29 protein-coding genes are annotated in these 25542 nt (G+C 64.8%); 14 read left to right on the forward strand and 15 right to left on the reverse strand.

Annotated features, from left to right (window positions below):
* Positions 1-10: 10 nt before the first annotated feature.
* Complete coding sequence (locus tag QM797_RS21515) at positions 11-769, reverse strand: anti-sigma factor (protein WP_283277695.1); 759 nt, start codon at positions 767-769, stop codon at positions 11-13.
* The gene (locus tag QM797_RS21520; RefSeq protein WP_283277696.1) at positions 766-1509 is read right to left on the reverse strand and encodes a sigma-70 family RNA polymerase sigma factor; all 744 of its coding nucleotides are present in this window, start codon (positions 1507-1509) and stop codon (positions 766-768) included. Before QM797_RS21520 ends, QM797_RS21515 begins: the two co-directional genes overlap by 4 nt.
* Before the next feature lie 182 nt (positions 1510-1691).
* Between QM797_RS21520 and QM797_RS21525 the strand changes: the two genes are divergently transcribed.
* Entirely contained in the window at positions 1692-2681 is a 990-nt protein-coding gene (locus QM797_RS21525; protein WP_283277698.1) for an ATP-binding cassette domain-containing protein, read from the forward strand.
* Positions 2678-3517, forward strand: coding sequence for an ABC transporter permease (locus QM797_RS21530; protein WP_037173896.1), 840 nt, complete (start codon positions 2678-2680; stop codon positions 3515-3517). Before QM797_RS21525 ends, QM797_RS21530 begins: the two co-directional genes overlap by 4 nt.
* 56 nt (positions 3518-3573) lie before the next feature.
* On the opposite strand, the gene QM797_RS21535 is transcribed toward QM797_RS21530, so the two are convergent.
* Positions 3574-4095, reverse strand: coding sequence for a CGNR zinc finger domain-containing protein (locus QM797_RS21535; protein ID WP_283277699.1), 522 nt, complete (start codon positions 4093-4095; stop codon positions 3574-3576).
* 25 nt (positions 4096-4120) lie between these two features.
* On the opposite strand from QM797_RS21535, the gene QM797_RS21540 reads away from it, so the two are divergent.
* Positions 4121-4273 carry a hypothetical protein gene (locus tag QM797_RS21540; RefSeq protein ID WP_283277700.1) on the forward strand — a complete coding sequence of 51 codons (153 nt, stop codon included), beginning with the start codon at positions 4121-4123 and terminating at the stop codon, positions 4271-4273.
* A 111-nt stretch (positions 4274-4384) separates the two neighbouring features.
* On the opposite strand, the gene QM797_RS21545 is transcribed toward QM797_RS21540, so the two are convergent.
* Together QM797_RS21545 and QM797_RS21550 are read right to left on the reverse strand one after the other, a co-directional pair.
* On the reverse strand, positions 4385-5656 hold the full coding sequence (locus tag QM797_RS21545) for a class I SAM-dependent RNA methyltransferase (RefSeq protein ID WP_283277702.1): 1272 nt from the start codon (positions 5654-5656) through the stop codon (positions 4385-4387).
* Positions 5653-7650, reverse strand: a complete 1998-nt coding sequence (locus tag QM797_RS21550; RefSeq protein ID WP_283277704.1) for an APC family permease — start codon at positions 7648-7650, stop codon at positions 5653-5655. The genes QM797_RS21545 and QM797_RS21550 overlap by 4 nt, the downstream gene beginning before the upstream one ends.
* A 176-nt stretch (positions 7651-7826) precedes the next feature.
* Here QM797_RS21550 and QM797_RS21555 point away from each other — a divergent pair, with 176 nt between their 5' ends.
* Both QM797_RS21555 and QM797_RS21560 read left to right on the forward strand, forming a co-directional pair.
* A complete protein-coding gene (locus tag QM797_RS21555; protein ID WP_283277705.1) occupies positions 7827-8492 on the forward strand; it encodes a potassium channel family protein in 666 nt (221 codons plus the stop codon).
* A 49-nt stretch (positions 8493-8541) separates the two neighbouring features.
* Complete coding sequence (locus QM797_RS21560; protein ID WP_283277706.1) at positions 8542-9201, forward strand: potassium channel family protein; 660 nt, start codon at positions 8542-8544, stop codon at positions 9199-9201.
* On the opposite strand, the gene QM797_RS21565 is transcribed toward QM797_RS21560, so the two are convergent.
* On the reverse strand, positions 9175-9828 hold the full coding sequence (locus QM797_RS21565) for a DUF3159 domain-containing protein (RefSeq protein WP_283277752.1): 654 nt from the start codon (positions 9826-9828) through the stop codon (positions 9175-9177). The two genes, QM797_RS21560 and QM797_RS21565, sit on opposite strands and share 27 nt — an antisense overlap.
* Before the next feature lie 112 nt (positions 9829-9940).
* On the reverse strand, positions 9941-10318 hold the full coding sequence (locus QM797_RS21570; protein WP_032378440.1) for an OB-fold nucleic acid binding domain-containing protein: 378 nt from the start codon (positions 10316-10318) through the stop codon (positions 9941-9943).
* 186 nt (positions 10319-10504) lie between these two features.
* Here QM797_RS21570 and QM797_RS21575 point away from each other — a divergent pair, with 186 nt between their 5' ends.
* Positions 10505-11242 (forward strand): alpha/beta fold hydrolase, encoded by a 738-nt coding sequence (locus QM797_RS21575; RefSeq protein WP_283277707.1) that lies wholly within the window; start codon positions 10505-10507, stop codon positions 11240-11242.
* On the opposite strand, the gene QM797_RS21580 is transcribed toward QM797_RS21575, so the two are convergent.
* The gene (locus tag QM797_RS21580; protein WP_283277708.1) at positions 11224-12069 is read right to left on the reverse strand and encodes a DUF3710 domain-containing protein; all 846 of its coding nucleotides are present in this window, start codon (positions 12067-12069) and stop codon (positions 11224-11226) included. The two genes, QM797_RS21575 and QM797_RS21580, sit on opposite strands and share 19 nt — an antisense overlap.
* Positions 12070-12133: 64 nt before the next feature.
* Positions 12134-12586: a dUTP diphosphatase gene (gene dut, locus QM797_RS21585; RefSeq protein ID WP_283277753.1), complete on the reverse strand. Its 453-nt coding sequence runs from the start codon at positions 12584-12586 to the stop codon at positions 12134-12136.
* Between the two features lie 214 nt (positions 12587-12800).
* Here dut and QM797_RS21590 point away from each other — a divergent pair, with 214 nt between their 5' ends.
* Positions 12801-13271, forward strand: a complete 471-nt coding sequence (locus QM797_RS21590) for a DUF3093 domain-containing protein (RefSeq protein ID WP_283277754.1) — start codon at positions 12801-12803, stop codon at positions 13269-13271.
* 72 nt (positions 13272-13343) lie between these two features.
* Here the strand turns inward: QM797_RS21590 and QM797_RS21595 are convergent, their stop codons facing one another.
* Complete coding sequence (locus tag QM797_RS21595) at positions 13344-13646, reverse strand: DUF4193 domain-containing protein (RefSeq protein ID WP_027496891.1); 303 nt, start codon at positions 13644-13646, stop codon at positions 13344-13346.
* A 544-nt stretch (positions 13647-14190) separates the two neighbouring features.
* Between QM797_RS21595 and cei the strand changes: the two genes are divergently transcribed.
* Entirely contained in the window at positions 14191-14871 is a 681-nt protein-coding gene (gene cei, locus QM797_RS21600) for an envelope integrity protein Cei (RefSeq protein ID WP_283277709.1), read from the forward strand.
* Between the two features lie 15 nt (positions 14872-14886).
* Here cei and QM797_RS21605 read toward each other — a convergent pair whose 3' ends face one another.
* Entirely contained in the window at positions 14887-15729 is an 843-nt protein-coding gene (locus tag QM797_RS21605; protein ID WP_283277755.1) for an inositol monophosphatase family protein, read from the reverse strand.
* A gap of 257 nt (positions 15730-15986) precedes the next feature.
* On the opposite strand from QM797_RS21605, the gene ppgK reads away from it, so the two are divergent.
* Both ppgK and QM797_RS21615 read left to right on the forward strand, forming a co-directional pair.
* A complete protein-coding gene (gene ppgK, locus QM797_RS21610) occupies positions 15987-16808 on the forward strand; it encodes a polyphosphate--glucose phosphotransferase (RefSeq protein ID WP_283277710.1) in 822 nt (273 codons plus the stop codon).
* A 161-nt stretch (positions 16809-16969) separates the two neighbouring features.
* On the forward strand, positions 16970-18298 hold the full coding sequence (locus QM797_RS21615) for an RNA polymerase sigma factor (protein ID WP_283277711.1): 1329 nt from the start codon (positions 16970-16972) through the stop codon (positions 18296-18298).
* Positions 18299-18376: 78 nt separating this feature from the next.
* On the opposite strand, the gene QM797_RS21620 is transcribed toward QM797_RS21615, so the two are convergent.
* A complete protein-coding gene (locus tag QM797_RS21620; protein ID WP_283277712.1) occupies positions 18377-18736 on the reverse strand; it encodes a DUF952 domain-containing protein in 360 nt (119 codons plus the stop codon).
* Positions 18737-18764: 28 nt separating this feature from the next.
* A complete protein-coding gene (locus QM797_RS21625) occupies positions 18765-19694 on the reverse strand; it encodes an EamA family transporter (protein WP_283277713.1) in 930 nt (309 codons plus the stop codon).
* A gap of 233 nt (positions 19695-19927) precedes the next feature.
* On the opposite strand from QM797_RS21625, the gene QM797_RS21630 reads away from it, so the two are divergent.
* Complete coding sequence (locus tag QM797_RS21630; RefSeq protein ID WP_032377734.1) at positions 19928-20122, forward strand: DUF7455 domain-containing protein; 195 nt, start codon at positions 19928-19930, stop codon at positions 20120-20122.
* Positions 20123-20216: 94 nt separating this feature from the next.
* Here QM797_RS21630 and QM797_RS21635 read toward each other — a convergent pair whose 3' ends face one another.
* The gene (locus QM797_RS21635) at positions 20217-21953 is read right to left on the reverse strand and encodes a DEAD/DEAH box helicase (protein ID WP_283277756.1); all 1737 of its coding nucleotides are present in this window, start codon (positions 21951-21953) and stop codon (positions 20217-20219) included.
* Between the two features lie 189 nt (positions 21954-22142).
* On the opposite strand from QM797_RS21635, the gene QM797_RS21640 reads away from it, so the two are divergent.
* Positions 22143-23210: a YihY/virulence factor BrkB family protein gene (locus tag QM797_RS21640; RefSeq protein ID WP_283277714.1), complete on the forward strand. Its 1068-nt coding sequence runs from the start codon at positions 22143-22145 to the stop codon at positions 23208-23210.
* A gap of 4 nt (positions 23211-23214) precedes the next feature.
* On the opposite strand, the gene QM797_RS21645 is transcribed toward QM797_RS21640, so the two are convergent.
* The gene (locus QM797_RS21645) at positions 23215-23451 is read right to left on the reverse strand and encodes a DUF3039 domain-containing protein (RefSeq protein ID WP_032378432.1); all 237 of its coding nucleotides are present in this window, start codon (positions 23449-23451) and stop codon (positions 23215-23217) included.
* 93 nt (positions 23452-23544) lie between these two features.
* Between QM797_RS21645 and QM797_RS21650 the strand changes: the two genes are divergently transcribed.
* A complete protein-coding gene (locus QM797_RS21650; RefSeq protein ID WP_283277715.1) occupies positions 23545-23913 on the forward strand; it encodes a DUF3099 domain-containing protein in 369 nt (122 codons plus the stop codon).
* Between the two features lie 33 nt (positions 23914-23946).
* The gene (locus QM797_RS21655) at positions 23947-25440 is read left to right on the forward strand and encodes a DUF7782 domain-containing protein (protein ID WP_283277716.1); all 1494 of its coding nucleotides are present in this window, start codon (positions 23947-23949) and stop codon (positions 25438-25440) included.
* The last annotated feature ends 102 nt before the right edge of the window (positions 25441-25542 follow it).

The raw sequence follows: 25542 nt of genomic DNA on the forward strand, positions 1-25542 counted from the left end.
CGTGAAACGGTCAGGCACCCAACGTCAGCATCGTGAGCACCTCTGTGGGCTGCGGCGACCCGCCTGCAGGCTCGAGGGAGAACGCGAAGTTCGTCGATGCCCCGAGTCCGTCGACCACCGTGCCCGATTCCGACGTGAGCTGATCCTCGGTCACGACGCCGGCCGATCGAGGCGAACCCTCGACGAACCACATCTGATAGACGCGGCCGGGCGGCGGCTGCGGAACCCCGTCCAGAGAAACCACGACAGCGTTCCGCGACAGTGAGTAAGCGACCGTTGCCGAACCGCCACCGGGGAACTCAGCCGAGGTCCGCCGCGCATCCGGTGCAGCGACGATCTGGTCCGCCTGCGACGGCTGGGGATCGTTACCCATCGTCTGCGTGACGACCACCACGCCGCCGACGGCAACGACCACCGCTGCAGCGGCCGACATCATCGAGTAGCGCCAGGACTTCGAGCGCTCGCGCCGATGCCGGTGCAGCGGGGTCACGTTCGGAGGTAGCTCGCGGACCGTAGGTTCCTGGTCGCTTGTTGCTGTTCGGTCGATCACCATCTGACGCAGCCGATCGGGGGCGGGCTTCGCATCGATCGCCGCAGCCAAAGCCAAAGTCTCCTGGATTTCGCTGACGAGAACGTCGAATTGAGCGCGCGCGGTGTCGTCGACGCGAAGCCGTTCGGTCTCGATGTCGCGTCGCTCCGACTCGGTGGTCGCGTGGAGAGCGTAGATCTCCGCGTCCTCGATCAGTCGTTGCCGTGACGACTCGCTCATTGCGGGATCACCCCCAGACATGTCTTCAATTTGATCAATCCGTCTCGTATGCGCGACTTGATGGTAGGAACGGCGACCCCGAGCCGCTCCGCAACTTCGCGGTAGGTGTATCCGCTGTAATAAGCCATTCGTACCGACTCGCTCTGCGTATCGGTCAGAGTTTCGAGACAGGCCACCACGGCCTCCGATTCGAGCCGCTGAGTCACCGTCTCGAGCACTTCGTCGTGTTCGGGCGTGTGGCTCACTGCGCCGTACGCCGCCTCACGGTCGGTACCCGACTGCTCGCTGCGGACGCGATCGACAGCCCGGCGGTGAGCCAGCGTCATGATCCAGGCGAGTGGGCTCCCCTGGTTCGGGTCGTAATTCGGTGCTGCGCGCCAGATCTGGAGGAACACCTCCTGCGCAGTCTCCTCGCTGTATCCCGGGTCGCGAAGCACTCGCAGCACCATGCCGTAGACGCGAGCGGACGTGGCGTCGTACAACTCTGCGAATGCCGCCCGATCGCCCTGTGCAACCGATGCCATGAGCCGTCGAAGACGGTCAGTCTCCTCGGCTCGCAAATTCTTCAACTGTGGACTGGGAACGGCGCATACCGCGCTGTCGTCCGTGTAGCCATCGGCGCCGTCGGCCACCCGGTCACGGCTGGCATCCGACGATCCGGACAACGGCGCGCTCATCGAAAGGTCGTCCCAACAGACGGGTTCATGATCGAGTTCATCGAACACGACACTAGTGGTCATAGTGCTCTCATATCGAAACCTCCACGTTTTCCCGCCGCGGTACATATTCGGAACAAACCGGCCGGAGGATGGTTCGGGTTCACGAATTCGTTTGCACCGAGCTGGACCGCGATTCATCCTTGGTGGAGAATCGGACAATCGTGGGTAATCGGGCGATCGGCCCACTGGAGGAATCGAGAGACATGGCGGCCATCGAGACACGCGGTCTGGTCAAGAGATTCGGGTCGAACGTCGCCGTCGACGGCGTCGATCTGTCCATCCCGTCCGGCGGGGTCTACGGCGTCCTGGGGCCCAACGGTGCAGGCAAGACCACGACCATCCGAATGCTAGCCACCCTGCTCCCCATCGACGGGGGTAGCGCACGCGTGTTGGGGCACGATGTGGCGAGCGAACCCGAGGCCGTGCGGCAGAAGGTCGCTCTGACAGGCCAATTCGCCTCGTTGGACGAGGATCTGACCGGTACGGAAAATCTGGTTCTGCTGGCACGATTGCTCGGCTACTCCCGGCCTGCTGCCCGGTCGCGGTCCGAGCAGTTGCTGGCCGCGTTCGACATCGCCGACGCCGGCCCGAGACAGGTCAAAACCTACTCCGGCGGAATGCGCCGACGTATCGACATCGCCGCCAGCATCATCGTCACCCCCGAGCTGATCTTTCTGGACGAACCCACCACCGGACTCGATCCGCGCAGCCGAAACCACGTATGGGAGATCATCCGTGCTCTGGTGGCAGGCGGGACGACAGTGCTTCTGACAACCCAGTATCTCGACGAAGCCGATCAATTGGCCGGGCGTGTCGCGGTCATCGACCACGGCAAAGTCATCGCAGAAGGTACGACCGGCGAGTTGAAAGCATCGGTGGGATCGAACTCGCTGCACCTCCGGGTTCTCGACGCGGCGCAACGAACTGCGGCCGCGCGGATCCTGCGAGATCTGCTCGGCGGCACCGTAACGGAAGATCCGGATCCGTCGACCGTCACGGCGCGTCTCGACAACCCGGCACAGGCCGCGCCCGTGCTGCCAGCACTCGAGACAGCGGGAATCTCGATTGCGGCCTTCACCCTCGGCCAGCCGAGCTTGGACGAGGTGTTCCTGGCCCTGACAGGGCACGAAGCGGGAGTGGAGCCTGCAGGAACGACCGCCTTGTCCACATCCGATCGGGAGGTTGTGTCGTGACCGCCGAAGCCCAGCAGTCGACGCCGCAGGCCTCGACCATCATCGATGTGCTCGGCGCGGCCGGCCCTCGTCCCCCGCGGCCCTCGTCGCTGTCCACGTCGCTGAGCTTCGGGTGGCGGGCGCTGCTCAAGATCAAACACGTGCCCGAGCAACTGTTCGACGTGACGGCCTTCCCGATCATGTTCACGCTGCTGTTCACGTACTTGTTCGGCGGCGCACTGGCCGGGTCGACCGACGCGTACATCCAGTTTCTGCTTCCCGGCATTCTGGTGCAGACCGTGGTGATGATCACGATGTACACGGGTGTGACGATGAACAAGGACATCGAGAAGGGGGTGTTCGATCGTTTCCGTTCGCTGCCCATCTGGCGTCCGTCGCCGTTGGTCGGCGCGCTGCTCGGAGACGTGGTCCGCTACACGCTCGCTTCGGTGATCGTGCTGATTCTTGGCTTGGTCCTCGGGTTCAGGCCGCAGGGCGGTCTCGTCGGCGTAGTGGCCTCGATAGCTCTGCTGCTGGTGTTCTCGTTCTGCCTGTCCTGGATCTGGACGATGATCGCCATGATCGTGCGCACCGAGGCCGCAGTCATGGGTGTGTCGATGTTCATCCTGTTTCCGCTGACATTTGCGAGCAACATCTTCGTCGATCCCAACACCATGCCCGGTTGGTTGCGTGCCTTCGTCGACGTCAACCCGGTCAGCTTCCTGGTGACGTCTCTGCGCGGCCTGATGCAGGGCGATGTCGACACCGGTCAATTGGGAGTGACACTGGTGCTGTGCGCCGTTCTGCTGGCGGTGTTCGGACCGATCACGATGCGGCTGTACAACCGAAAGTCCTAGCTGCAGTTCGATACCGCTGCAGTACGGATACCGCTGCAGTTCGATACGTCAGCCGGTCAAGACGCTGCGCGCGCTCGATGCCGGCGCACCGCGTCGCGATTGGAACACACCGTTCCGCAGTACCGTTGCGTGCCCGTTCGCGACGTGTCCGCAAAGGCGAGCGAGCAGTCGGCCGCAGCGCAGCGAGACAGGCGGGACATGCCGCGTCCCGTCAGATGCAACGCGGTGCCGACGCTCACCAGAGCTCGGATGACGCCGCCGAGGGCGATATTGGGATCGCGATAGTGCATGTGCCAACCGTCTCCCGCATGGTCGGTCAACCTCGGGTACGCCGCCGCTCGAGCCAGCAGGACGTTGAGTGCCTGTGCTCGCTCGTTCTCGGTGTCGGCGTCCACGACATGCGCCCACTGACCGAGGAAGTCGAGCGTGTCGGCCAGATCGGCATCGGTGGCCGTCCAATCGGGAACCAGGCCCGCATCGACGCAGCGCTCGCCCAGTTCGGTCGCCGAGGTGGGCGGAGTATTGAGCAGATCGATACCGAGTTTCACCGCGTATTCACCGTAAGGGTTGATATGCACAAGACCATTACATCACAGTGGATGTATGCACACAGAACACAGCTGGACAACTCGTTCCACCCACCACACGAGCGAGGGTCTCGTCGGATACGAGGGCTGCCAGTGCGGGGCCCAACGCATCGTGTCGGTACCCACCGAGAGCTTCGCCCCCGTCGCCGAGGTTGCTCGTCCCGCGTGATCGATCACTCCAGGGTGCGCGCCACCTCGGGCACCACGGCGTCGAGGGCCCAACCGATCGACAGTGCCGAATTGGTCGAGTAGGACTTCGCGGTCACCGGGTCGTCGAACCCTACTTTCTGACGAAACGTCCGATGCATTCCACGTGACTGGTCAGAGGAAACGCGTCGAAGGCGCGGATGTCGGTGAGCTCGTATCCCGCGGCCCGGTACAGGCTCACGTCTCGCGCGAACGACGCGGGATCACAGCCGATGTGCACCACCGAACGAGGACCTCGGGCGGCGAGGGCGTCGATCACGTCGCGTCCAGCTCCCGCGCGAGGTGGATCGAGCACCGCTATTGCCACCGGCTCGGCCAATGCATCCATCGAACGCTCCACGCGTCCTGGCACGAACGAGACCTGCGTGAGGTCGGCCAGCGCCGAACGTCCGTCTTCGGCCGCGCGGCGGGAGAACTCGACGCTGGTCACGTGTCCTTCCGGCCCGACCCCAGCGGCGAGAGACGCCGCGAACACCCCGACACCGCCGTACAGATCCCAAGCGCCGTCGCCAGGGGTCGCGTCCGTCCAGTCCGTCACCACGTCGGTGTAGACCTGGGCAGCACCTCGATGGGCTTGCCAGAAGCCGGTGGCGTCGAGGGTAAAGGCCCTGTCCGAGACGTATTCCGTCACTCGACCCGACCCGATCACGGCCTTCTCCGGTCGTGCCCGAGAAGACGCTGCCCGGCGCGCCGACGCCCCGCGGCGACCCGGAGATCTGCGCCCGGTGGTCGAGAGCTGAGCCGGGGCGATCTCCACGACGTGCCGCCTACCGGCTCCGTCGAGCACCACTTGCAGTTCCGCACCCGGCCGCCACTGCTGGCCCGACAATCCTTCGAAAGCTACGGAATCCATTTGCGGACAAGACAATTCGCTGACAATCGAGCTACTGCGATAGCGGTGGTAGCCGGGCCGCCCGCCGGAATCGACGGCCAGTCGAACGCGGGTTCGCCACCCGGTGCCGTCGCCGGTCCCCGGTAGCTCCTCGACGAGCACCTCACGCTCGACTCCGGCGACGCGTCGAAGTTGCTCGGCGACGACGAAAGACTTCAGTCGACGGCCTGCATCGGCAGTGGTGTGGGAGTAATCGCAGCATCCGGATCCGCCCGGTCCGGCGATGGGGCAGCGCGTATCCACCCGGTCCGCGGACGGCGACAGGATTTCCACGGCATCGGCTCGGCAGAACGATCCACCTCGGTCCTCGGTCACCCGGGCCACGACCCGCTCTCCGGGAAGCCCATGACGAACGAACACGACTCGACCTTCGTGGCGAGCCACGCAGAACCCACCGTGTCCCGGCGCACCGAGCTCGACCTCGAGCAGAAGGCCGAACCAGCTCTCGGTCACTTGCCCGCCGGAGGCTCGTAGCCGCGACGCGACGCACCCGGTGCGTTGCCGAGCACCTCGCGCTTGGCCTTCTCGGACGAACGCAACTGCCAGGGCACGCTGGTGACCATCACTCCCGGTTGAAACAGCAGTCGGGACTTCAGTCGCAACGCGCTCTGGTTGTGCAGGACCTGCTCCCACCAGTGACCCACGACGTATTCGGGGATGAAGACGGTGACGACATCACGCGGTGAGTCGCGTCGAACACGCTTGACGTAGTCCAGAACCGGTTTGGTCACTTCGCGGTACGGCGACTCGACGACCTTGAGCGGCACCGTCACGTCACTGGCCTCCCATTCGCGTACCAGCGCGCGGGTGTCGGCCTCGTCGACGTTGACGGTCACGGCTTCGAGCGTGTCGGGCCTGGTGGCCCGCGCGTAGGCCAGTGCCCGCAGGGTGGGCATGTGCAACTTCGACACCAGCACGATCGAATGGGTACGGCTGGGCAGAACTCCGTCCCACACCTCGTCTTCGAGTTCGCGCGCCACGGTGTCGTAGTGCTTCCTGATCATGCGCATCACTACGAAGATCGCCACCATGGCCACGATCGCAATCCATGCTCCAGCGGCGAACTTGGTGATCAACACGATCACGAGCACCGTTGCCGTCATGGCAAGACCGACACTGTTGACCACACGCGAACGCTGCATCTTGCGGCGCTGCTCACTGTCGGTCTCGGATCGGAGCAGACGCGTCCAGTGCCGAATCATGCCGGTCTGGCTGAGCGTGAAGGAGACGAACACTCCGACGATGTAGAGCTGAATGAGCTTGGTGACCTCGGCTCCGAAGGCGACGACGAAGACGATTGCCGCACCGGACAGAAACAGGATGCCGTTGCTGAAGGCGAGCCGATCGCCACGGGTGTGCAGCTGCCTCGGGAGGTACCGGTCCTGGGCCAGGACCGAACCGAGAACGGGAAAGCCGTTGAAGGCGGTGTTTGCCGCCAGTACCAGAATGAGGGCCGTCACGGTGGTGATGAAGAAGAATCCGGCAGGGAATCCGCTGAATACCGTCTCCGCAAGCTGCGCGATGAGCGTCTTCTGCTGATAGCCCTCCGGCGCACCGATCAGCTGAATATCGGGATCCATGGCGTACTTGATACCGATCTTCTGTGCGAGCACGATGATGCCCATCAGCAATGTGATGCCGATCGCCCCGAGAAGCAACAGCGTCGTCGCTGCGTTACGCGACTTCGGCTTCTCGAATGCGGGTACTCCGTTGCTGATGGCCTCCACCCCGGTCAGCGCCGCACAACCCGACGAGAAGGCCCGTGCGATGAGGAACGCGAACGCGATTCCGTACAGGTGCGAATCCTCTGCCTTCAGATCGAAGGCTGCCGATTCCGCATGGATGTCGTCGCCGAGCAGGTAGACCCGGACCAGGCCATACACCAACATAAGGAACATGCCGCCCATGAAGGCGTAGGTCGGGATCGCGAACGCAGCCCCGGACTCCCGGATGCCCCGCAGATTGATCGAGGTGACGAACACGATGGCCACCACAGCGAACAGCACTTTGTGCTCGGCGACGAAGGGCACCGCCGACCCGATGTTCGACGCGGCTGCCGAGATCGATACCGCCACGGTCAGCACGTAGTCGACCAGCAACGCGCTGCCGACCGTCAATCCGGCCGCGGGACCGAGATTGGTGGTCGCGACCTCGTAGTCGCCGCCGCCGGACGGATAGGCGTGCACGTTCTGTCGATAACTGGCCACGACCACGGCCATCACCACGCACACGGCGAGACCGATCCACGGGGTGAACGCGACCGCCGAAATACCCGCCACCGACAACACCAGAAAGATCTCCTCGGGGGCATAGGCCACCGACGACATGGCATCCGAGGCGAACACCGGCAACGCGATTCGCTTGGGAAGCAACGTATGACCGAGCTTGTCGCTACGGAACGGCTTACCGAGCACTAGCCGCTTGGCGGCAGTCGAGACCTTGGACACGGACAGAAGCGTAGGCCGTCCGCCTGCCGACGTCTCAACCACGCGCCCGAAACTGCGTCGGAGCCCACCCTCGGTCGATCCCGCGACCAATCCCCCGATACGTTGGTGCACGCCTGCCCGTCGTGGCAGTGTCGGTCGGCAGTGGTCGACAATCGAGATCGGGACGGAGCTGGGCGTTGTACGTAGTTGTGATGGGATGTGGCCGCGTCGGCGCATCGCTGGCCGGGGCGCTCGAACGCATCGGCCACGAAGTAGCGATCATCGATCGCGACGAAACAGCATTTCTGCGACTCGATCCCGACTTCGGCGGACACCGCGTCGTCGGCATGGGTTTCGACCGAGACGTGTTGGTGAGTGCGGGAATCGAGAAGGCCGAGGCTTTCGCCGCTGTCTCTTCCGGCGACAACTCCAACATCATCTCCGCCCGCGTCGCGCGCGAGACCTTCGGAGTCGACAAAGTGGTGGCGAGAATCTACGACGCCAAACGCGCCGCGGTCTACGAACGCCTCGGCATCCCGACCGTGGCCACGGTCCCTTGGGCGACCGACCGATTTCTACACAATCTGCTGCGTGACGATCCGACCACCAAATGGCGCGATCCGTCCGGCAGCGTGGCCGTCGTCCTCCTCGACTTCCACGACGCCTGGATCGGCAAGAAGCTCTCGGTCCTCGAAGAGTCGACGCGTTCGCGGGCGGCATTCGTCATCCGATTCGGCGTCGGGTTGCTACCGGACAAACGCACCGTGATCCAGGCCGGTGACGAAGTGTACGTCGCCGCCGTGTCTGGCACCGTCGCCGAAGCCATCGCACTCGCGGGCAACCCACCGCCGTCGGACGACTGATGTCCGCACGCACGTTCTCCACCGCCCCCATCGACCCGAACGGGAAGCCATGAAAGTCGCCATCGCCGGCGCCGGCGCAGTCGGCAGATCCATTGCACGCGAGTTGATCCGCAGCGAGCACAACGTGATGCTCCTCGAACGCAAGCTCGACCACGTCGATCAGGCGGCGATACCGGAAGCCGAATGGGTACTGGCCGACGCGTGCGAGCTGAGCTTGCTCGAAGCCGCTCATCTCGAAAACTACGACGTGGTGATCGCCGCCACGGGCGACGACAAGGCCAACCTGGTGCTCAGTCTGCTGGCCAAGACCGAATTCGGTGTCGATCGTGTGGTGGCCCGAGTCAACGATCCACGTAACGAGTGGCTGTTCGACTCCGCGTGGGGTGTCGACGTCGCGGTATCGACGCCGCGCATGCTCGCGTCACTGGTCGAAGAGGCAGTCTCGGTCGGAGACCTCGTGCATCTGATGACATTCCGCAAGGGACAGGCCAACCTCGTCGAGATCACGCTGCCCGAGAACACTCCGCTCGCAGGAAAGCCGGTCCGAAAGCTTCAATTGCCCAGGGACGCTGCCTTGGTGACGATTCTGCGCGGCGGCCGAGTGATCGTGCCACAGCACGACGACCCGCTCGAGGGCGGCGACGAACTACTGTTCGTCGCGGCGAAAGAAGTAGAGAACGAACTACGTGCTGCGGTCGGTCTGATCTGACGGCTTTGTTCCGTCGGTCCGATCCGCACTCGACGCGACCTCCAGCGTGTGATCGGCCCGACGCACGGCCCACAGCGTGACCAGTAGCGCTACTCCGGTGAGCGGCCAACCCATACCGATTCGCGCAACGGCCAGCCAGCCGGTCTGATCCGAGTCGTAGAGCTGCGACTGGACGACGTACCTGGCGGCGAACACCGCCGCCCACGCGATCGTCGCCACGTCGTAGAAGCGCACAGCCGACCGGTTGTGACGCCACGCCGTTCCCTTGCCGTTGAGGTAACCCCAGATGACTCCGACCAGCGGCCAGCGCGCGAGTACCGACAACACGAATGCTCCGCCGTAGACCAGCGAGGTGTAGATGCCGAACAGGAAATAGCCCTTGGCATCCCCGGTGCGGTACGCGATGAACGCGCAGATGCCGACACCGAAGAATCCTGAAATCGCAGGCTGAATGGGACTGCGCTGAACCAGACGCCACACCAGGACCGCAGCGGCCACGCCGAGTGCAGACCACAGGGCCACGGCCAGGCCGAAGTAGCTGTTGGCCGGAACGAAGACGATGACCGGCAACGTGGAATAGACGAGCCCGCTCAGACCGCCGAGCTGTTCGAGAACGGTAGGGGCCACCTTCTCGACACTGTCCGGCGTCGGCGCATCGGTCGCAAGTTCCGGCGTCGTGGGAGGCGGCACGGCATCGTCACTGTTGGTCACCACAACGAGAGTGCCATACCTGCGACGGTCAGCTGTCGTCGCGCAGTTCGTAGTAGGGGTTGTAGACGATCTTGCGTCCGTCGCGTTCGCCGACGCGTCCACGAACGAGGACGGTCTTGCCCGGCTCGATACCGGCGATCTTCCGGCGACCGATCCACACGAGCGTCACCGTGTCGGTCCCGTCGAAGAACTCTGCTTCGATGTTTGCGTTGGCAGCCTTGGAGCACGCCTCCACACTGCGCAACCGACCCAACATCGTGACTTCCTCGCCGCGCGAGCAATCGCACGCGCGGCGGGCACCGGACGCTTCGGAAGATTCGGCCATCTCCTCAGCGTCGAGCTGATCGATGTCCTCGGTCAACTTTCGCGTCAACCGGCGAAAGTATCCTGCGGCAGCGGGTGCCATTGTGCGCTCCAGCGGTGTGAGTCGTTCCGCAGGCTCCGCGAGCCAGCGGTATAGGTCATTCCGCAGGCTCCACTCCTGGAAGCAACTGCGGCGACGTGGGGGTTTGCCTCGTCAGGGCGGGTACTTCGCCACTGTAGACCCGAAATGTCACACTGACCAACCACCGCCACACTCGGAACCGAAGCCGTGCACAATCGTGTCGTGCACTGCCGATTCGACACCCTCGCCGCGGTCGTTCTACCTGGCACGGGATCGGACGCCCGGTTTGCCGAAGACGCATTCTCTGCAGCGTTCACCGGTGTGGGATTGACCACCATCGCAGTCGATCCCGATCCCACCGGCGTGGTCGCGAGCTATGTCGACGCGCTCAACGCCGCAACGCGCAGGCACGGCCGAATCGTCGTCGCAGGAATCTCCCTCGGTGCCGCGGTCGCAGCACGATGGGCCGCCGACAACGCGTCGAGCACTGCAGCGCTGGCCCTGGTTCTACCGGCATGGACCGGCGACCCGACAGGCACTCCCGCGGCCCTCAGCGCCCAGTTCACCGCTCGATCGCTGCGCGAGGTGGGGCTCGATGCCGTCACTACGGCCATGTCGTCGTCGAGCCCCGAATGGCTCGCTCGCACCCTGCGGCGATCCTGGGCCGCTCAATGGCCGGCCCTTCCCGACGCCTTGGAGGAGGCGGCGCGACACCGTAGCCTCGAACTCGACGAGCTCGCGCGGATCGAGCCGCCGACCGTCGTCGTCGGCGCGTCGGACGACGCGGTGCATCCCATCGACGTGGCGCGAAACTGGGCGCGGGCGCTACCGAACTGCGTGCTCAGAACGGTGACGCTGGACATGATCGGCAGCGACGCGGGATGTCTCGGCCGGGCGGTTGTCGACGGTCTCGACCTGCGGTCGCCTCAACCGCCCAATTGCTGAATTGCCGATCCCGACGCCCCGCGTCGCGGCGCTCGATCGCGCTCGGCCGCAGTCGACTGCGGCACCGAACTCTGCTCCGGTGTCGAAGGTGCCGAATTTTGTTGCGGGACCGAATTCTGTTGCGGTGCAACAGGTTCGGACTCGGGTTGTGGAGATTGCTGCGCTGCCGCCTGCTGTTGTGAGGCGGCAGCAAGTTGCTCGGCCAGCACCTGCGGCAGCACCACCGGCAGCGGTGTTCGGACGGGATGCGGATCGGTCCCCCGGTCGACCACGGTCTGCCGAAGAATCGTATGTGCGAGTTGGACGAGCGGCTGCCCCTCACCCACGGCACCCGACGGCCCGGCGAGCACGCATCGGACCATCCACCGATAGCCGTCGACTCCGATGAAACGAAGATCGGCATTAGCGGTGACGCCGTGCAGCTCACGTCCCCACGGCCCCGTCTCGACCGTGGTCTCGGCCTTGTCGTTGCGAAGCGATGTCGCCAGGTCTGCCGCCACCTCGCGCCACTGACCGGGCGATTTGGGTGCCGCGTACGCAGCGATGGTGATGCGCCCGAACTGGGTGACGATGTGCACTGCCTGCGGGCTGCCCGCCTGCGACATCTCGACCTGGAGTTGGCCGCCTTCAGGAAGCGGAATCAACACCGAACCGAGGTCGAGACGCGTCTTCGCTACGGTCTCGCGATCGTCGTCGAGGTCCTCCAAATCGTGGGGTCCGTCGGCTCCGGTGTCCGCGGGCTCCCTGTCCTCGACTCCATCGACGAATGCCTCCGCACCGGGTGCGGAGGCACTGCCGGCGTCGTTCTTCTTACGCCGTCCGAACATGTTCAGCCCTCTTCTTCTCGGTTGCTTCCACGGTGCCTGCCACCGACCGACTCCGTGGCGGAACTCACTGCTTCAGACTCGCATGGCCGCCGGTCGACCCGTGACCACCGGCCCCTCGAACGGTGTCGTCCAACTCGTCGACCTCGACGAACGTCACCAGCTCGACCCGCTGTACGACCAGCTGAGCGATACGGTCGCCCCGGTCCAGCACGATTGGGGAATGCAGGTCGTGGTTGATCAGACAGACCTTGATCTCGCCGCGGTATCCGGCATCGATCGTGCCCGGGGTGTTGACGACCGACAGCCCCGATTTCGCCGCCAGGCCCGAGCGCGGATGAATCAGCCCGACGGTTCCCAGCGGAAGAGCGACCGCGATACCGGTTCCCACCAGCACACGTTCGCCCGGCGCGATCGTGACCGGAGCCGTGATCCGCAGATCCACTCCTGCGTCACCCTCGTGCGCACGGGTGGGTATCGGTAGCTCGGGGTCGAGTCGACGGACCCGCACCTCGGTCAGCGGAGATGCAGGCCACACGGGGTTCGGGGTTCGGTCGGCGGACGGATCCTTGCCGGCCTCGGGGACTTCGTCGCTCACGTCGAACGAGACTACGCTGGCCCGCTCGTGTCTCGGTGTGGCGACTACCCTGGTGCTCGTGACTGCAGATCGACAGACCGAACCCGCGAACCCGGACTCCGGCAATTCCACTCCCAGCACCGGGTCCACCGACTCGGTGCTCTACTCCGAGCGGCTCTGGGTGCCGATCTGGTGGTGGGCAGCGGGGGCCGCCGTAGCGGTGTTGCTGGCGGCGGAGATTCACATGGGCGCACCGGGTATCCGCGCATGGTTGCCGTACGTCGTGTTGCTGCCGCTCCTCGCCTGGGCACTGTTCACCTTCAGCAGGCTGCGCGTCGAGGTGGTGGCCGGAACCGGTTCGACCGACGTCGAATTGCGTGTAGGGAAAGCACACCTACCGCTCGCGGTTGCAGCCAGGGCGGCAGTCGTCCCTGGAACAGCAAAAAGTGCGGCACTGGGCAGACAGCTCGATCCGCTGGCTTTCGTACAGCACCGCACCTGGGTGAAGCAGATGGTGATCGTGGTTCTCGACGATCCGGACGATCCCACACCGTATTGGCTGATCAGCACCAAACGCCCCGACGCGTTACTGGCGGTGCTGTCTGCTCACGGCGTCGAGGCACGCTGATCCCCCACCCGACCGATGGTCGGAGAACCGACGCACAGACCCGAGCCGACGGTCAGGTCTGTGCGGAGAAGATCATGCCGCGCAGTCGCGGCACATCAGTACGCCGTTGGCGTCGCTGGCCAGTCGGCTCCGGTGATGAACCAGGAAGCAGCTCGAACAGGTGAACTCGTCCGCCTGCTTGGGAACCACTCGAACCGAGAGCTCCTCACCGGACAGGTCTGCACCCGGAAGCTCGAACGACTCCGCGGTGTCGGATTCGTCCACGTCGACCACTGCGGACTGGGCCTCGTTGCGCCGAGCTTTCAATTCTTCGAGCGAATCCTCCGACACGTCATCGGATTCTGTTCTTCTCGGTGCGTCGTAGTCGGTTGCCATTGTTCTCGTACCCCTCATCTTCGTGGTGTGTGTGGTGGGAGTTGCCGTTGTGGTCGGCTTGTGGCCGTCGGCTGCGAAGAGGGCGCTTGCTCACTCCCACCGATTGTTCGTGCCTGATCGAATCGTTCGTCGTCGCGCGGTGCCCGAAACTACACCGGGTAGTTCCCAAAACTCGAAGGTTGAAACCCGTTCGAGACCTCGCTCACCTGATCGATGGTGCACCGGCGTCCGATTCTCGAAGCACCGCGGCCGCCAGACAATAGCCGAAGCCGGTGACAAAGTTGAAACCGAATCGCCGGTGGGTCCATTACCTGCATGCACGCCGCATCAACACCGGGGCGGCCGTCTTCATTCCGCGATCCACCGAAGGCTTCGCAGTGCGGGTTTTCGGCTCAGAAACGGGAGTTGCGCTCCGCATCCGAGAGGGGTCGGCCCGAGTGTGCCGCCGCCTGGCACCGCGGGCATCTACAGTAGGCACCGCGTCGGTGTGAACCGACCCTGTGACCGGTCTCGGCGGCAGCCGAAGGAAAGGCGAAGATCAACTGTGGTTTCTCTGATCACCGAAGGCCGTTCGGCCGACGATCGAGGTCGTCCGTTCCGTCGCCGCCGGGCATTTCCCATCATCGCAGTGTTCACGGTGCTGGCTCTGCTCGGCGTGCTCGTCTGGGTCAAGGTGTTCACGACATCCGAGGCCACCTCCGCAACCGCCGAATGCAATACGCCGACCACCACGGCGGCCACCGACGGCACGCAGCCCGCTCCGCTGGGTGACGAGGTCGACCCCGACACGCTGCTCGACGTCGCGCCCGCGGCTCTGTCCGCATCGAAGGTGCGTGTCTTCAACGCCAACGGTGAGCGCGGCCAGGCGGCTCTGGTAGCGGCCCAGCTCATCGATTACGGTTTCGCAAGCGCACCGGACGTCCAGGTCGGCAACGATCCGGTCTACGTCGATCAGAACATGCAGTGCCAGGGCCAGATTCGTTTCGGTGCGGCCGGGGTCGCTGCGGCCAGCGCGGTCTGGCTCGTCGCGCCCTGCGCGGAGCTCATCGAAGATTCCCGCACCGACGACTCGGTCGATCTCGCTCTAGGTACCTACTTCAGCGCGATCCAGCCGAACGACGACGCAGAAGAGGTGCTGCGAACGCTTGCTGGTACAGCACCGGATGCCGCACCGCAGCCACTCGATCCAGACCTACTCGCTGCAGCGCGCGTATCCCGCTGCTGACGGCGAGTCGACCCGTCAACCCGGAATCGGATCGAGAGCGCCTGCGCTGCGCAACGCGGCAAGGAACGCGTTCGAGATTCCGGGAGCCATAGCCACGGTCGCAGAGCCGTGCGCACTCGTCGAGTTCGCGGCCGGCAGCCGCACCACCGCTCCGGCCTCGGCCGCGATGAGCGCACCCGCGGCCCAGTCCCACGGACTGAGCCCGTGCTCGAAGTGCGCGTCGACTGCGCCGGCCGCGACCATGCACAGGTCGAGCGCTGCCGATCCGATCCGGCGGATATCTCGTACCTGAGGAAGCAATTCGGAGATGATCGCGCCCTGTACCGCACGGCGACCCGACCCGTAGCCGAATCCGGTGGCCAGCAACGTCATCGACAATTCGGTGACGTCCGAGCACCGCAGTTGCTCCTGCGTGCCGTCGGCCCCCCGTACGGTGGCACCGCGGCCTTTGGCAGCGGAGTAGACGAGATCGCGAGCAACGTCGACCACGGCCCCCGCCACACTCACACCGTCGATCTGAACGGCAACCGACACCGCGTAGGCCGGGATTCCGTACATGAAATTCACGGTCCCGTCGATCGGGTCCAGTACCCACCGCACACCGTCGAGCGACTCGTCCTCGCTCCCTTCCTCTTCCCCGAGAATGGAATCCGACGGCCGCAGCTGCGCCAACATCTCGCGCAGAACGCGTTCGGTCTCGGTGTCCACGACAGTCACCGGATCGGTCGGCGTGCTCTTGGACTGCACTGCCTCGTCATCGACACCCGAACCGCCACCGAACACCTGCGGTCGCCGCAGTCGGACGTGCTCGGCGGCACGCGTCGCGACACGAACGGCAACCTCGTGCAGCACGTCCACGTCTCGCGTGTTCGGTTCGGTGTCCGACCCTCCCGCCGGCACCGGCGTTCCGGGCAATTGCGTACTGGCGGTGTCGTTCTGCGATCCGTCTGATTTCGGCACACGTACATCGCAACACACACCGACGGCCGAGCACCACCGCAGCGACTCACCGAGCACATCGGGGCCACGTCGGCGTTCCACGAACACCGAAACGGCACTATTGTTCGGAAGCGACGGCACCACACGGATTCGATCAGGCCAGGAGCGGCATCCACATGACACAGGCAGGTTCGGACAACACCCCCGGCGGGGCGGCGCGCCACGGATTCGGCGTCGACGTCGGCGGCAGCGGCATCAAAGGCGGAATCGTCGACCTGAGCACCGGTGACCTCGTCGGCGACCGCTACAAGATCGAGACTCCCCAGCCGTCCACGCCGGATGCCGTCGCGCGAACCGTCGCGGAGATCGTCGCTCACTTCGAGTGGACCGGTCCGGTAGGCGTCACACTTCCCGCCGTGGTGACCAACGGCGTGGCTCGTTCGGCGGCCAACATCGACAAGTCCTGGATCGACACCGACGCCCGAGCGCTGTTCGCCGAGGCCATCGGAACCGAGAACATCACCGTCCTCAACGATGCCGATGCGGCCGGAATCGCCGAGGACAAGTACGGCGGCGGCAAGGGCAAGGACGGTGTCGTCGTACTACTGACGTTCGGCACCGGGATCGGCTCGGCAGTGCTGCACAACGGGGTGCTGCTGCCCAACACCGAATTCGGCCACATGGAGATCGACGGCAAGGAAGCCGAGCACCGTGCAGCGTCGTCGGTCAAGGAGAATCAGGGGTTGTCGTACAAGGAATGGGCCAAGGAGGTCTCGAAGGTTCTGGCGACGTTCGAGGCGCTGCTGTGGCCGGATCTGTTCATCGCCGGTGGCGGGATCAGCCGCAAGAGCGAGAAGTGGATTCCACATCTGACGAACCGCACTCCCGTGGTGCCGGCAACCTTGCTGAACACTGCCGGGATCGTCGGTGCCGCACTCGCTGCGGACAGCGCAGTTCCGTCCGCAGAAACCGGCACATCCGCTGGATCGGCGCACTGACACGCGGCGTCGCCACCCGCGTAGGACGAGGGTCGGTAACAAACTCCTGAGAGGTCGTTACAATGGTGTGTGCCGGTACGCAGCCGGCCCGAATCCCAAGACCTCTCCGCCGGAAACAACTCTGGCGTGACGCCGCACGACTTCGTCACGAAAGGGCGTACGTGGCAGCCACCGATATCCGTCAGACCGTAGATTCCGAGACCGAGTCTGCGGCACCTGCACCTGCTGTCAAGGCACCCGCTGCGAAGGCACCGGCCAAGAAGGCACCCGCCAAGCGCGCCGCAGCCAAGAAGGCACCGGCGAAGAAGGCCGCAGCAAAGAAGACAGCAACACCCGCGACCGGGGACGACGCCGAAGAGAGCACCCCCGGCATCGAAGACATCGACATCTCTGAGGGCGACCTCGCCGCTGCCGCGAACGATGTCGTCGAGGTCGTCGCCGCTGGTGACGACACCGAAGAGGACGCCACCACCGAGCCGACCGCCGAAGACAAGGCTTCCGGTGACTTCGTCTGGGACGAAGAAGAATCCGAGGCGCTCCGGCAGGCCCGCAAGGACGCCGAACTCACGGCCTCCGCCGACTCCGTCCGCGCCTACCTCAAGCAGATCGGCAAGGTCGCCCTCCTCAACGCCGAGGAGGAAGTCGAACTGGCCAAGCGCATCGAGGCAGGCCTGTTCGCAGTCGAGAAGATGCGCGAATCCGCGGAGAAGGGCGAGAAGCTCCCCGTCGCGCAGCGTCGCGACATGACGTGGATCTGCCGTGACGGCAACCGCGCCAAGAACCACTTGCTCGAAGCCAACCTTCGGCTCGTCGTCTCGCTCGCAAAGCGCTACACCGGTCGTGGCATGGCCTTCCTGGACCTGATTCAGGAGGGCAACCTCGGTCTCATTCGCGCAGTCGAGAAGTTCGACTACACCAAGGGCTACAAGTTCTCCACGTACGCCACCTGGTGGATCCGACAGGCCATCACTCGGGCCATGGCCGATCAGGCCCGCACTATTCGTATCCCGGTTCACATGGTCGAGGTCATCAACAAGCTCGGCCGCATCCAACGCGAACTGCTTCAGGACCTGGGTCGCGAGCCCACTCCCGAAGAGCTCGCCAAGGAAATGGACATCACACCCGAAAAGGTGCTGGAGATCCAGCAGTACGCGCGTGAACCGATCTCCCTCGACCAGACCATCGGCGACGAGGGCGACAGCCAGCTCGGTGATTTCATCGAGGACTCCGAGGCAGTCGTTGCCGTCGACGCAGTGTCGTTCACGCTGCTGCAGGACCAGCTCCAGTCGGTGCTCGAGACTCTTTCCGAGCGTGAAGCCGGCGTGGTCCGTCTGCGCTTCGGCCTCACCGACGGCCAGCCGCGCACCCTCGACGAGATCGGACAGGTGTACGGGGTCACCCGTGAGCGAATCCGCCAGATCGAATCCAAGACGATGTCCAAGCTGCGTCACCCGTCCCGTTCACAGGTCTTGCGCGACTACCTGGACTGAGTGACCCGATTCGAACAACGACGACCGTCGATCCTCGAGATCGGCGGTCGTCGTTCTCGTCGTCAGGGCACGGTGTCGTCACATCGGTGGCACCGAGAACGATCCATCCGGCCCGGGCCGATAGTCGAGCACTGCCGTGACGGCCGCGATCGGTAGCGGCCCGTACAAATGTGGAAAGCGCATGGACTCCGGATCGGACGGCACGCCGGGTTCCCATCGAACGGGTGCATTCAGTCGAGCGGGATCCAGACGGAGCAGAACGAGATCCTCTCGCCCCGGGAACAGCCGATTTGCAGGCAGATGCACTTGCTGCGGCGTCGACAGGTGGACGAAGCCCACCTCGCCGTACGAGTCCGGTACGTATTCGGCCTGCCCCCGCATCGACAACCACTCCCCTGCGGTGCAGATGTGAACGAGGTCGTCCTGCTTACTGGTCACGACTTCATTCTGCCGGGTGGAGCCCCCGTCAGGGCGGCGGAACGTCGACAACGCCGCGATCTCTGCCGGATGGGAGCCCACCGACGACCACCGCCGCGATGACAGCCGCGATTCCGACAGCCTCCAGGGTGGTGGGAATCTGAGTCAGGACCACGGCGCCGACCACCGTGGCCGTCGCCGGGAGAAGCGCCAGCAGCAGAGCGAACCGCGCCCTCCCGACTCGCACCAGGACGTACTGATCGAGAACGTACGGAACCACACTCGACAGCAGACCGACGCCCAATCCCAGAACCCAGATCCGCCAGTCCCCCAGAGCGTCGGCATGAGCGAGTGCAAACGGCCCGAACAACGGCACGGCAAGAATCACCGACGCGATGCCGAACCCGGCAGCCATGTCGTCGAGACCCTGACCTGCATCGGCAACGGACTTACCCAGGACGATGTAGGCGGCCCACAAGGCCGCCGAACCCAGCGCGAATGCGATTCCTACCAGGCCCACTTCGCCGCCCTCGAACTGCGCGGAGGCGATGGCACCGACGCCGGCAACGACCAGGAGCAGCGCACACACGTCGCCCGGTTTCCTCGAACCGGCTGCTGCGACCGCGATGGGCCCGAGAAACTCGATTGCTACTGCCGCGCCCAGCGGAAGCCGGGCGATGGCCTCGTAGAACATCGCGTTCATGCCGATCGTCGCACCGCCGAACGCGGCTGCCGTGCACAGTCGCCGCACGGACCACGTGCCGCCCGCCCCGGCGCGGTGCCGCCAGGGCCGCCGCCAGACCACCAACACCAGAGCCGCGCCGAAACCCCGCAGCCACGCCACCGCGGCCGGATCGACGGTGTCGAACAAGAAGACACCGATCGCCGCACCGACGTACATGCACACCGCACCGATCACGAACAGCGACGGAATACCCAGCTTCGATGCGCCGGACAGCGAATGAGAAGTCGAAGCCACAACGGCGACCCTACTGCCGCGGCTCGCTGCGAGCCGTGTCTGCTCTCAGCGAACAGATTTCACGACGTTCCAGCTCGTGAGGCATGTTTCGTGTTAGTGACAACACAAAGAAACGCGCTCGGGAACAACGCGTGACCGCCATACGTCTGACAGAGTGAACGAACCGCGCCATACCGACGCGGCGGACCGGCCCCAGGCGAACGGGACAACCCGCAAGCCAGTACGGAGGAGTCATGCCCGGAACATTGACCAGCCCACAATTGACAGCAGCGGACCGGTGCGACCGGTGCGGTGCAGGGGCTCGCGCGCGTGTCGTGCTCTCGACCGGTGGAGAACTTCTCTTCTGCGGTCACCACGCCGCCGAGCACGAAGCCCGTCTGCGTGAAGTGAACGCAACGGTGATGACCGAATCGGACTCCACGGTGTAATCCACCGAGACGTCGGGGGACACAGGTTCGCCACGATCGAATCTCACGAAAGAACGGACGGTCTGCAGACCGTCCGTTCTTTCGTGTGCCCGCTTTACATCTTTCGCAACTGAGCGATCCGCTCGCCCAATTGATCGGCCGACGCCATCGCCGTCGGCGGGCCGCCGCAGATGCGTCGTAGATCGCCGTGAATCACACCGTGCGGCTTTCCGGTGCGATGGTGGTACACCGCAACCAAACTGTTCAGTTCACGCCTCAGGCCGGCAAGCTGGCCCGCACTGGCGGCCCTGTCGTTGACGACGGGAGGGGCTGGAACAGACGGGCCGGCCGCGGGCTTGTCGATCTGTTCCTGCTGACGCTGACGCAGCAGGTCGCGCATCTGCGTGGCGTCGAGCAGCCCGGGCAACCCGAGGTAATCCGCTTCCTCGTCGCTGCCCGAGAACGTCGCGGTTCCGAACGAGGAACCGTCGTAGATGACCTGGTCGAGTTCGGCGTCCGCGCCCAGGGAGGTGTACGCCTTCTCCTCCTCGCCGAGTTCGTCCTTCTGCTTGTTCGCATCGGCCAGGAGCTCGTCGTCGAATCCGTCTTTCTCGCGGTGCGGCTTGCCGAGAATGTGGTCACGCTGCGCCTCGAGCTGAGATGCGAGATCCAGCAGCACCGGTACCGACGGCAGGAAGACACTCGCCGTCTCTCCCTTGCGCCGCGACCGCACGAATCGACCGATTGCCTGCGCGAAGTACAGCGGAGTCGACGCACTGGTCGCGTACACGCCGACAGCCAAACGCGGCACGTCGACGCCCTCGGACACCATCCGAACGGCCACCATCCACCGCTGGTCGCTCTTGCCGAACTCGGCGATCCGAGCCGAGGACGTGGGATCGTCCGACAGGACGATGGCCGGCGTCTCCCCCGTGATCACCTCGATGAGCTTCGCGTACGCCCGCGCCACCGTCTGATCGGTGGCAATCACGAGCCCGCCCGCGTCGGGCATTCCGCCCGCACGAAGCTGAGCCAGACGGGTATTGGCAGCCAACAGCACGGCGGGCATCCAGTCGCCCTGCGGGTCGAGTGCTGTCCGCCAAGCCCGCGCGGTCTGCTCGGCACTGAGCGGCTCGCCCAGTCGGGCGGTGTATTCCTCACCCGCGCTGTCTCGCCAACGCGCTTCTCCGGAATATGCAAGAAAGACCACCGGTCGAACGACGCCGTCGGCCAACGCGTCGGAATACCCGTACGAGTGGTCCGCCTTGGACCGCATCAACCCGTCCTGGTCCGGTTCGTAGTTGACGAACGGAATGGGACTGTCGTCGCTACGGAACGGGGTACCGGTCAGTGCGAGACGTCGGGTGGCGTCGCCGAAGGCCTCGCGAATGCCTTCTCCCCAGCTCTTCGCATCGCCGCCGTGGTGAATCTCGTCGAGGATCACAAGGGTCTTGCGCGCTTCGGTACGCACCCGATGCTTGAACGGATGCGAGGCGATCTGTGCGTACGTCACGACCACGCCGTGATAGTCGCTGGACGTCTGACCGGTCGAGTTCGAGAAGCGTGAGTCCAGAGCGATCCCCACCCTCGCCGCCGACTCCGCCCACTGATGCTTGAGGTGCTCGGTGGGTGCCACGACGGTCACCTGATCGACCGTGCGATGGGCCAGTAACTCCGCAGCCACGCGCAGAGCGAACGTCGTCTTACCCGCGCCCGGTGTCGCGACGGCCAGGAAGTCCTTCGGTGAGGCCACCAGGTACTTCGTCAACGCACGCCGCTGCCACGCGCGCAGCGGCGCTCCCCCGCTCACGGGGGCAGCTACCTGCTCGGATTGTGGTGTGGGATCGAACATGTCAGCGCTCACTGGCCGCCGGTTCCTGGCATCGATGTAATTCCTCGCGCTCTCGGTAGCCCTGCAGTGTCCGCCGAGGAGCCTATCGCTCCACACCGGCCGATCCCGCATCGCTGGGGTGAACCGGACGCGACACGGCGGGTCGGTCGTTAGGCGAAGACGCCTTTCGTCAGGAATGCTGGAGCGACCATGAGTGAGTCAACAGGCGTAACGCCGACACCGGAACGGTTGTCGGCGAGAAAGCCGATACGTGCGGTGTGGAAAGTGACGCTGCGCACCCTGAGCAAAGCGTGGGACGACTCGATCTTCAGCAAGGCCGCCACGGCGGCGTTCTGGCAGACCCTCTCGCTGCCGCCGCTCCTTCTCGGCGTGCTGGGCAGCCTGGGATTCGTCGGCGGGTGGTTCGGCCCCAACACCGTCGATATCATCGAGTCGAAGATCATCACCTTCAGCAACACACTCTTCAGCAGCAGTGTGGTCGATCAGATCATCGCTCCGACCGTCAGAGACGTTCTTGCGCAAGGTAGCGGCGAGATCGTCTCGGTCGGCTTCCTGCTGTCGCTGTGGGCCGGCTCGTCAGCGATCTCGACGTTCGTGGACTCCATCGTCGAAGCGCATGGACAGGCCGACGCGCGAAATCCCGTCTGGCAAAGGTTCTTCGCGCTGCTTCTCTACGTCGGCTTTCTGATCATCGCGGTGTTCGTGCTTCCTCTCGTCGCACTCGGACCGGTGTACGTCCAGCAGATATTGCCCGATTCGTGGATCACTTTCGGCAGCGAACTGATCGACTTCTTCTATTACCCGGCCGTCGGTCTGCTTCTGATCATCGGTCTGACCACTCTGTACAAGCTCGCTCTGCACACCTCGCTGCCGTGGCACCGACTGCTCGGTGGGGCATTGCTCGCAGGCGTGTTCTTCATGATCGCCAGTGCGGTGCTCCGCCGATACCTCACCTGGGTGACGAGCACGGGGTACACCTACGGCGCGCTCGCCACGCCGATCGCATTCTTGCTGTTCACGTTCTTCCTCGGCTTCGCCGTCGTTCTCGGAGCCGAGTTCAACGCCACGATTCAGGAGTTCTGGCCGGCCCGGGCAACTCGAATGGACCAGATGCGCGAGTGGATCGCGGCGCAGGCAGCCACCGACGAGAAGCCGTCGGGACCGATGACTGCCGTTGCTCGACGGCTCGCCACGGGACCGATCAAACTGGCGGGAGATCGTGCCCGGCCGGATCGCCCCGAGCCCACAGCCGAGTAGGTCGTCACTCGCCTTTCTTCAGGCCCTCGTAGATCTTCTTGCAGTCGGGGCACACGGGAGATCCGGGCTTTGCGGACTTGGTGACAGGAAACACCTCACCGCACAGTGCGACCACGTGTGTACCCATCACGGCACTCTCGGCGATCTTGTTCTTCTTCACGTAATGGAAGAACTTCGGCCGGTCGTCCTCGGTGGTCTCGTCCGGCGCAATGTCGGGACGGTCCTTCGTCTGAGTGCTCATGAACACAGATTAATCCGTGGATCCACAGCAGGGGGTAACCGGTTCCACAGCTCGTCGTATGCATTCTGTGAGCGGTAGTGCCACAGTGGAGGTATGACAAGGACCCCAGGGTTCGACGGCAGCGCGTACAGCGACTCGCCGGATGGGCCTGTACTGATCACCGAGGCACAACAGTCGGTCGAAGAGCAGCACAAGAAGCGTGTACGAAAGTACATGTTCATCATGTCCTTTCGTATCCCGGCGTTGGTGCTGGCTGCCCTCGCTTACGGAATGTGGATGAACCCGTGGATCTCCATGGCGATCGTCGGCGCGTCCATTCCGCTGCCGTGGATGGCGGTGTTGATCGCCAACGATCGACCGCCGCGCACGAAGGACGAAATGAGCCGGTACGACTACCGAACCGTGGACAAGCCACAGTTGGAATCGAGCAATCACCGAGTGATCGAACCGGGCGACGACTGACACCGGCCGGAGTGCCGATGCGACACTTGCGCAGTGACTGCACCGACTTCCACTCCCCCGCTGATCGCCGCATGCTCGCAACTCCGACAGGCCTTCGAGCGAAGCGGGTACGACGCGGACGGCGTCCTGGCGATGCTCGGCGACGACGCTCACGCGGCACTCGGACGCAGTGAGCCGGTCCCTGTCCGCAACGCCAGCTGGGGCTCCGGCGCGCTGGGTGTACTTGTGCGCCTGTTTCTTCTGGTCGACGATTGCCCCGAGTCCGAGGTCGCCGACGCCATCGCCCCCTTGAGCGTCGCCGACGCCGTCGCGGCCGGCATTCTCCACCGCTCCGGATCCGCGGTGCGGACGTTGCTCGACATTCGACCGCTCGATGCCGGACACGGCACCCGGTGGATCGTCTCGGATCCGGACGGCAGCATGCGGGTAGCCGAGACCGCGGCCGACCACGTACTGGGCGTCGGCCAGGCCTCGCTGTCACTGCTGCGAGGGACGCCCACGTCCCCGGTCTCGACCGTTCTGGATGTCGGCACCGGCTGCGGCGTCCAAGCTGTCCACGCCCGCGGCTACGCCGAGCAGGTGACCGCAACCGATATCAGCCCGAGATCCATGGATCTCGCGGCCGCGACAATGGCGATCAACGGCCTCGAGGTCGAGTTGCTGCACGGGTCGTGGTTCGAGCCGGTGGCAGGGCGCCGGTTCGATCGCATCGTGGCCAACCCACCGTTCGTCGTAGGGCGCGCCGAAGTGCAGCATTCCTATCGCGATTCCGGGCTCGACCTCGACGGTGCAAGCGCGTTGATGATCGGGCAGGCCCCGGAGCACCTGGCCCCGGGCGGCACGGCTGCCATCCTGGCGTCCTGGGTCCATGTCCGAGGCGAGGACTGGCGCACGCGGGTGGCGTCGTGGCTGCCTGCGCACGGGATCGACGCCTGGGTCGTCGAACGCGACGTCGCCGATCCGGCTCTCTATGTCGGTACCTGGATGCGCGACGGCGGCCTCGACCCCCGCGATCCCGACGCGGCCGCGGTTGCGCAGTCATGGCTCGACCACTTCGCCGCCGCCGACGTGGAGGGAATCGGCTTCGGCTTCGTCTATCTCCGCCGTACCGACACACCGACCGATCTTCTCGCCGAGGAACTTACGCATGGCTTCTCGGACCCTCTCGGAAACGAATCGATCGAGTACTTCGCGCGGTTGGCCTGGCTGCGCGAGCACGACATTCTCGACTCGGTGCTCACTCTGGACCCGAACACGGCACTCGAACGCGTCTACATACCCGGCGACGAGGGTTGGGCTCCGGTGGCGGTGCGGGTTCACCGCGGCAACGGCCCGCAATGGCAGCACGACATCGACGAACTGGGTGCAGCATTGCTCGCCGGCCTCCGACCCGATGGTCTGCCGGTCGGCGAACTGGTCGAGTTGCTCGCCGCTGCGCACGACGAAGACCCCGAAGATCTGGCTGCGCACGCCGTGACGATGATGCAGGGGCTCGTCCGGCATGGCCTGGTTCGACCGGCCCGATGAGACCGCCGCAGAGTGCCTCGCGCAAGGCGCTGTTCCCAGCGGTCTCAGTTCTCAGCAACTTCTCAGGACAACCATGACGTAAACCCTGGTCACGCGGGTATC

The organism is Rhodococcus sp. IEGM 1381, from assembly GCF_030056795.1.
In the GTDB taxonomy this organism is placed as follows: domain Bacteria; phylum Actinomycetota; class Actinomycetes; order Mycobacteriales; family Mycobacteriaceae; genus Rhodococcoides.

What these genes read in the sequence shown, in the direction of transcription:
- QM797_RS21515 (WP_283277695.1), bottom strand. Translation starts at nt 769, where the DNA reads ATGAGCGAGTCGTCACGGCAACGACTGATCGAGGACGCGGAGATCTAC.
- QM797_RS21520 (WP_283277696.1), bottom strand. Translation starts at nt 1,509, where the DNA reads ATGACCACTAGTGTCGTGTTCGATGAACTCGATCATGAACCCGTCTGT.
- QM797_RS21525 (WP_283277698.1), top strand. Translation starts at nt 1,692, where the DNA reads ATGGCGGCCATCGAGACACGCGGTCTGGTCAAGAGATTCGGGTCGAAC.
- QM797_RS21540 (WP_283277700.1), top strand. Translation starts at nt 4,121, where the DNA reads ATGCACACAGAACACAGCTGGACAACTCGTTCCACCCACCACACGAGC.
- QM797_RS21560 (WP_283277706.1), top strand. Translation starts at nt 8,542, where the DNA reads ATGAAAGTCGCCATCGCCGGCGCCGGCGCAGTCGGCAGATCCATTGCA.
- QM797_RS21570 (WP_032378440.1), bottom strand. Translation starts at nt 10,318, where the DNA reads ATGGCACCCGCTGCCGCAGGATACTTTCGCCGGTTGACGCGAAAGTTG.
- QM797_RS21580 (WP_283277708.1), bottom strand. Translation starts at nt 12,069, where the DNA reads ATGTTCGGACGGCGTAAGAAGAACGACGCCGGCAGTGCCTCCGCACCC.
- QM797_RS21595 (WP_027496891.1), bottom strand. Translation starts at nt 13,646, where the DNA reads ATGGCAACCGACTACGACGCACCGAGAAGAACAGAATCCGATGACGTG.
- ppgK (WP_283277710.1), top strand. Translation starts at nt 15,987, where the DNA reads ATGACACAGGCAGGTTCGGACAACACCCCCGGCGGGGCGGCGCGCCAC.
- QM797_RS21630 (WP_032377734.1), top strand. Translation starts at nt 19,928, where the DNA reads ATGCCCGGAACATTGACCAGCCCACAATTGACAGCAGCGGACCGGTGC.
- QM797_RS21635 (WP_283277756.1), bottom strand. Translation starts at nt 21,953, where the DNA reads ATGTTCGATCCCACACCACAATCCGAGCAGGTAGCTGCCCCCGTGAGC.
- QM797_RS21640 (WP_283277714.1), top strand. Translation starts at nt 22,143, where the DNA reads ATGAGTGAGTCAACAGGCGTAACGCCGACACCGGAACGGTTGTCGGCG.
- QM797_RS21645 (WP_032378432.1), bottom strand. Translation starts at nt 23,451, where the DNA reads ATGAGCACTCAGACGAAGGACCGTCCCGACATTGCGCCGGACGAGACC.
- QM797_RS21650 (WP_283277715.1), top strand. Translation starts at nt 23,545, where the DNA reads ATGACAAGGACCCCAGGGTTCGACGGCAGCGCGTACAGCGACTCGCCG.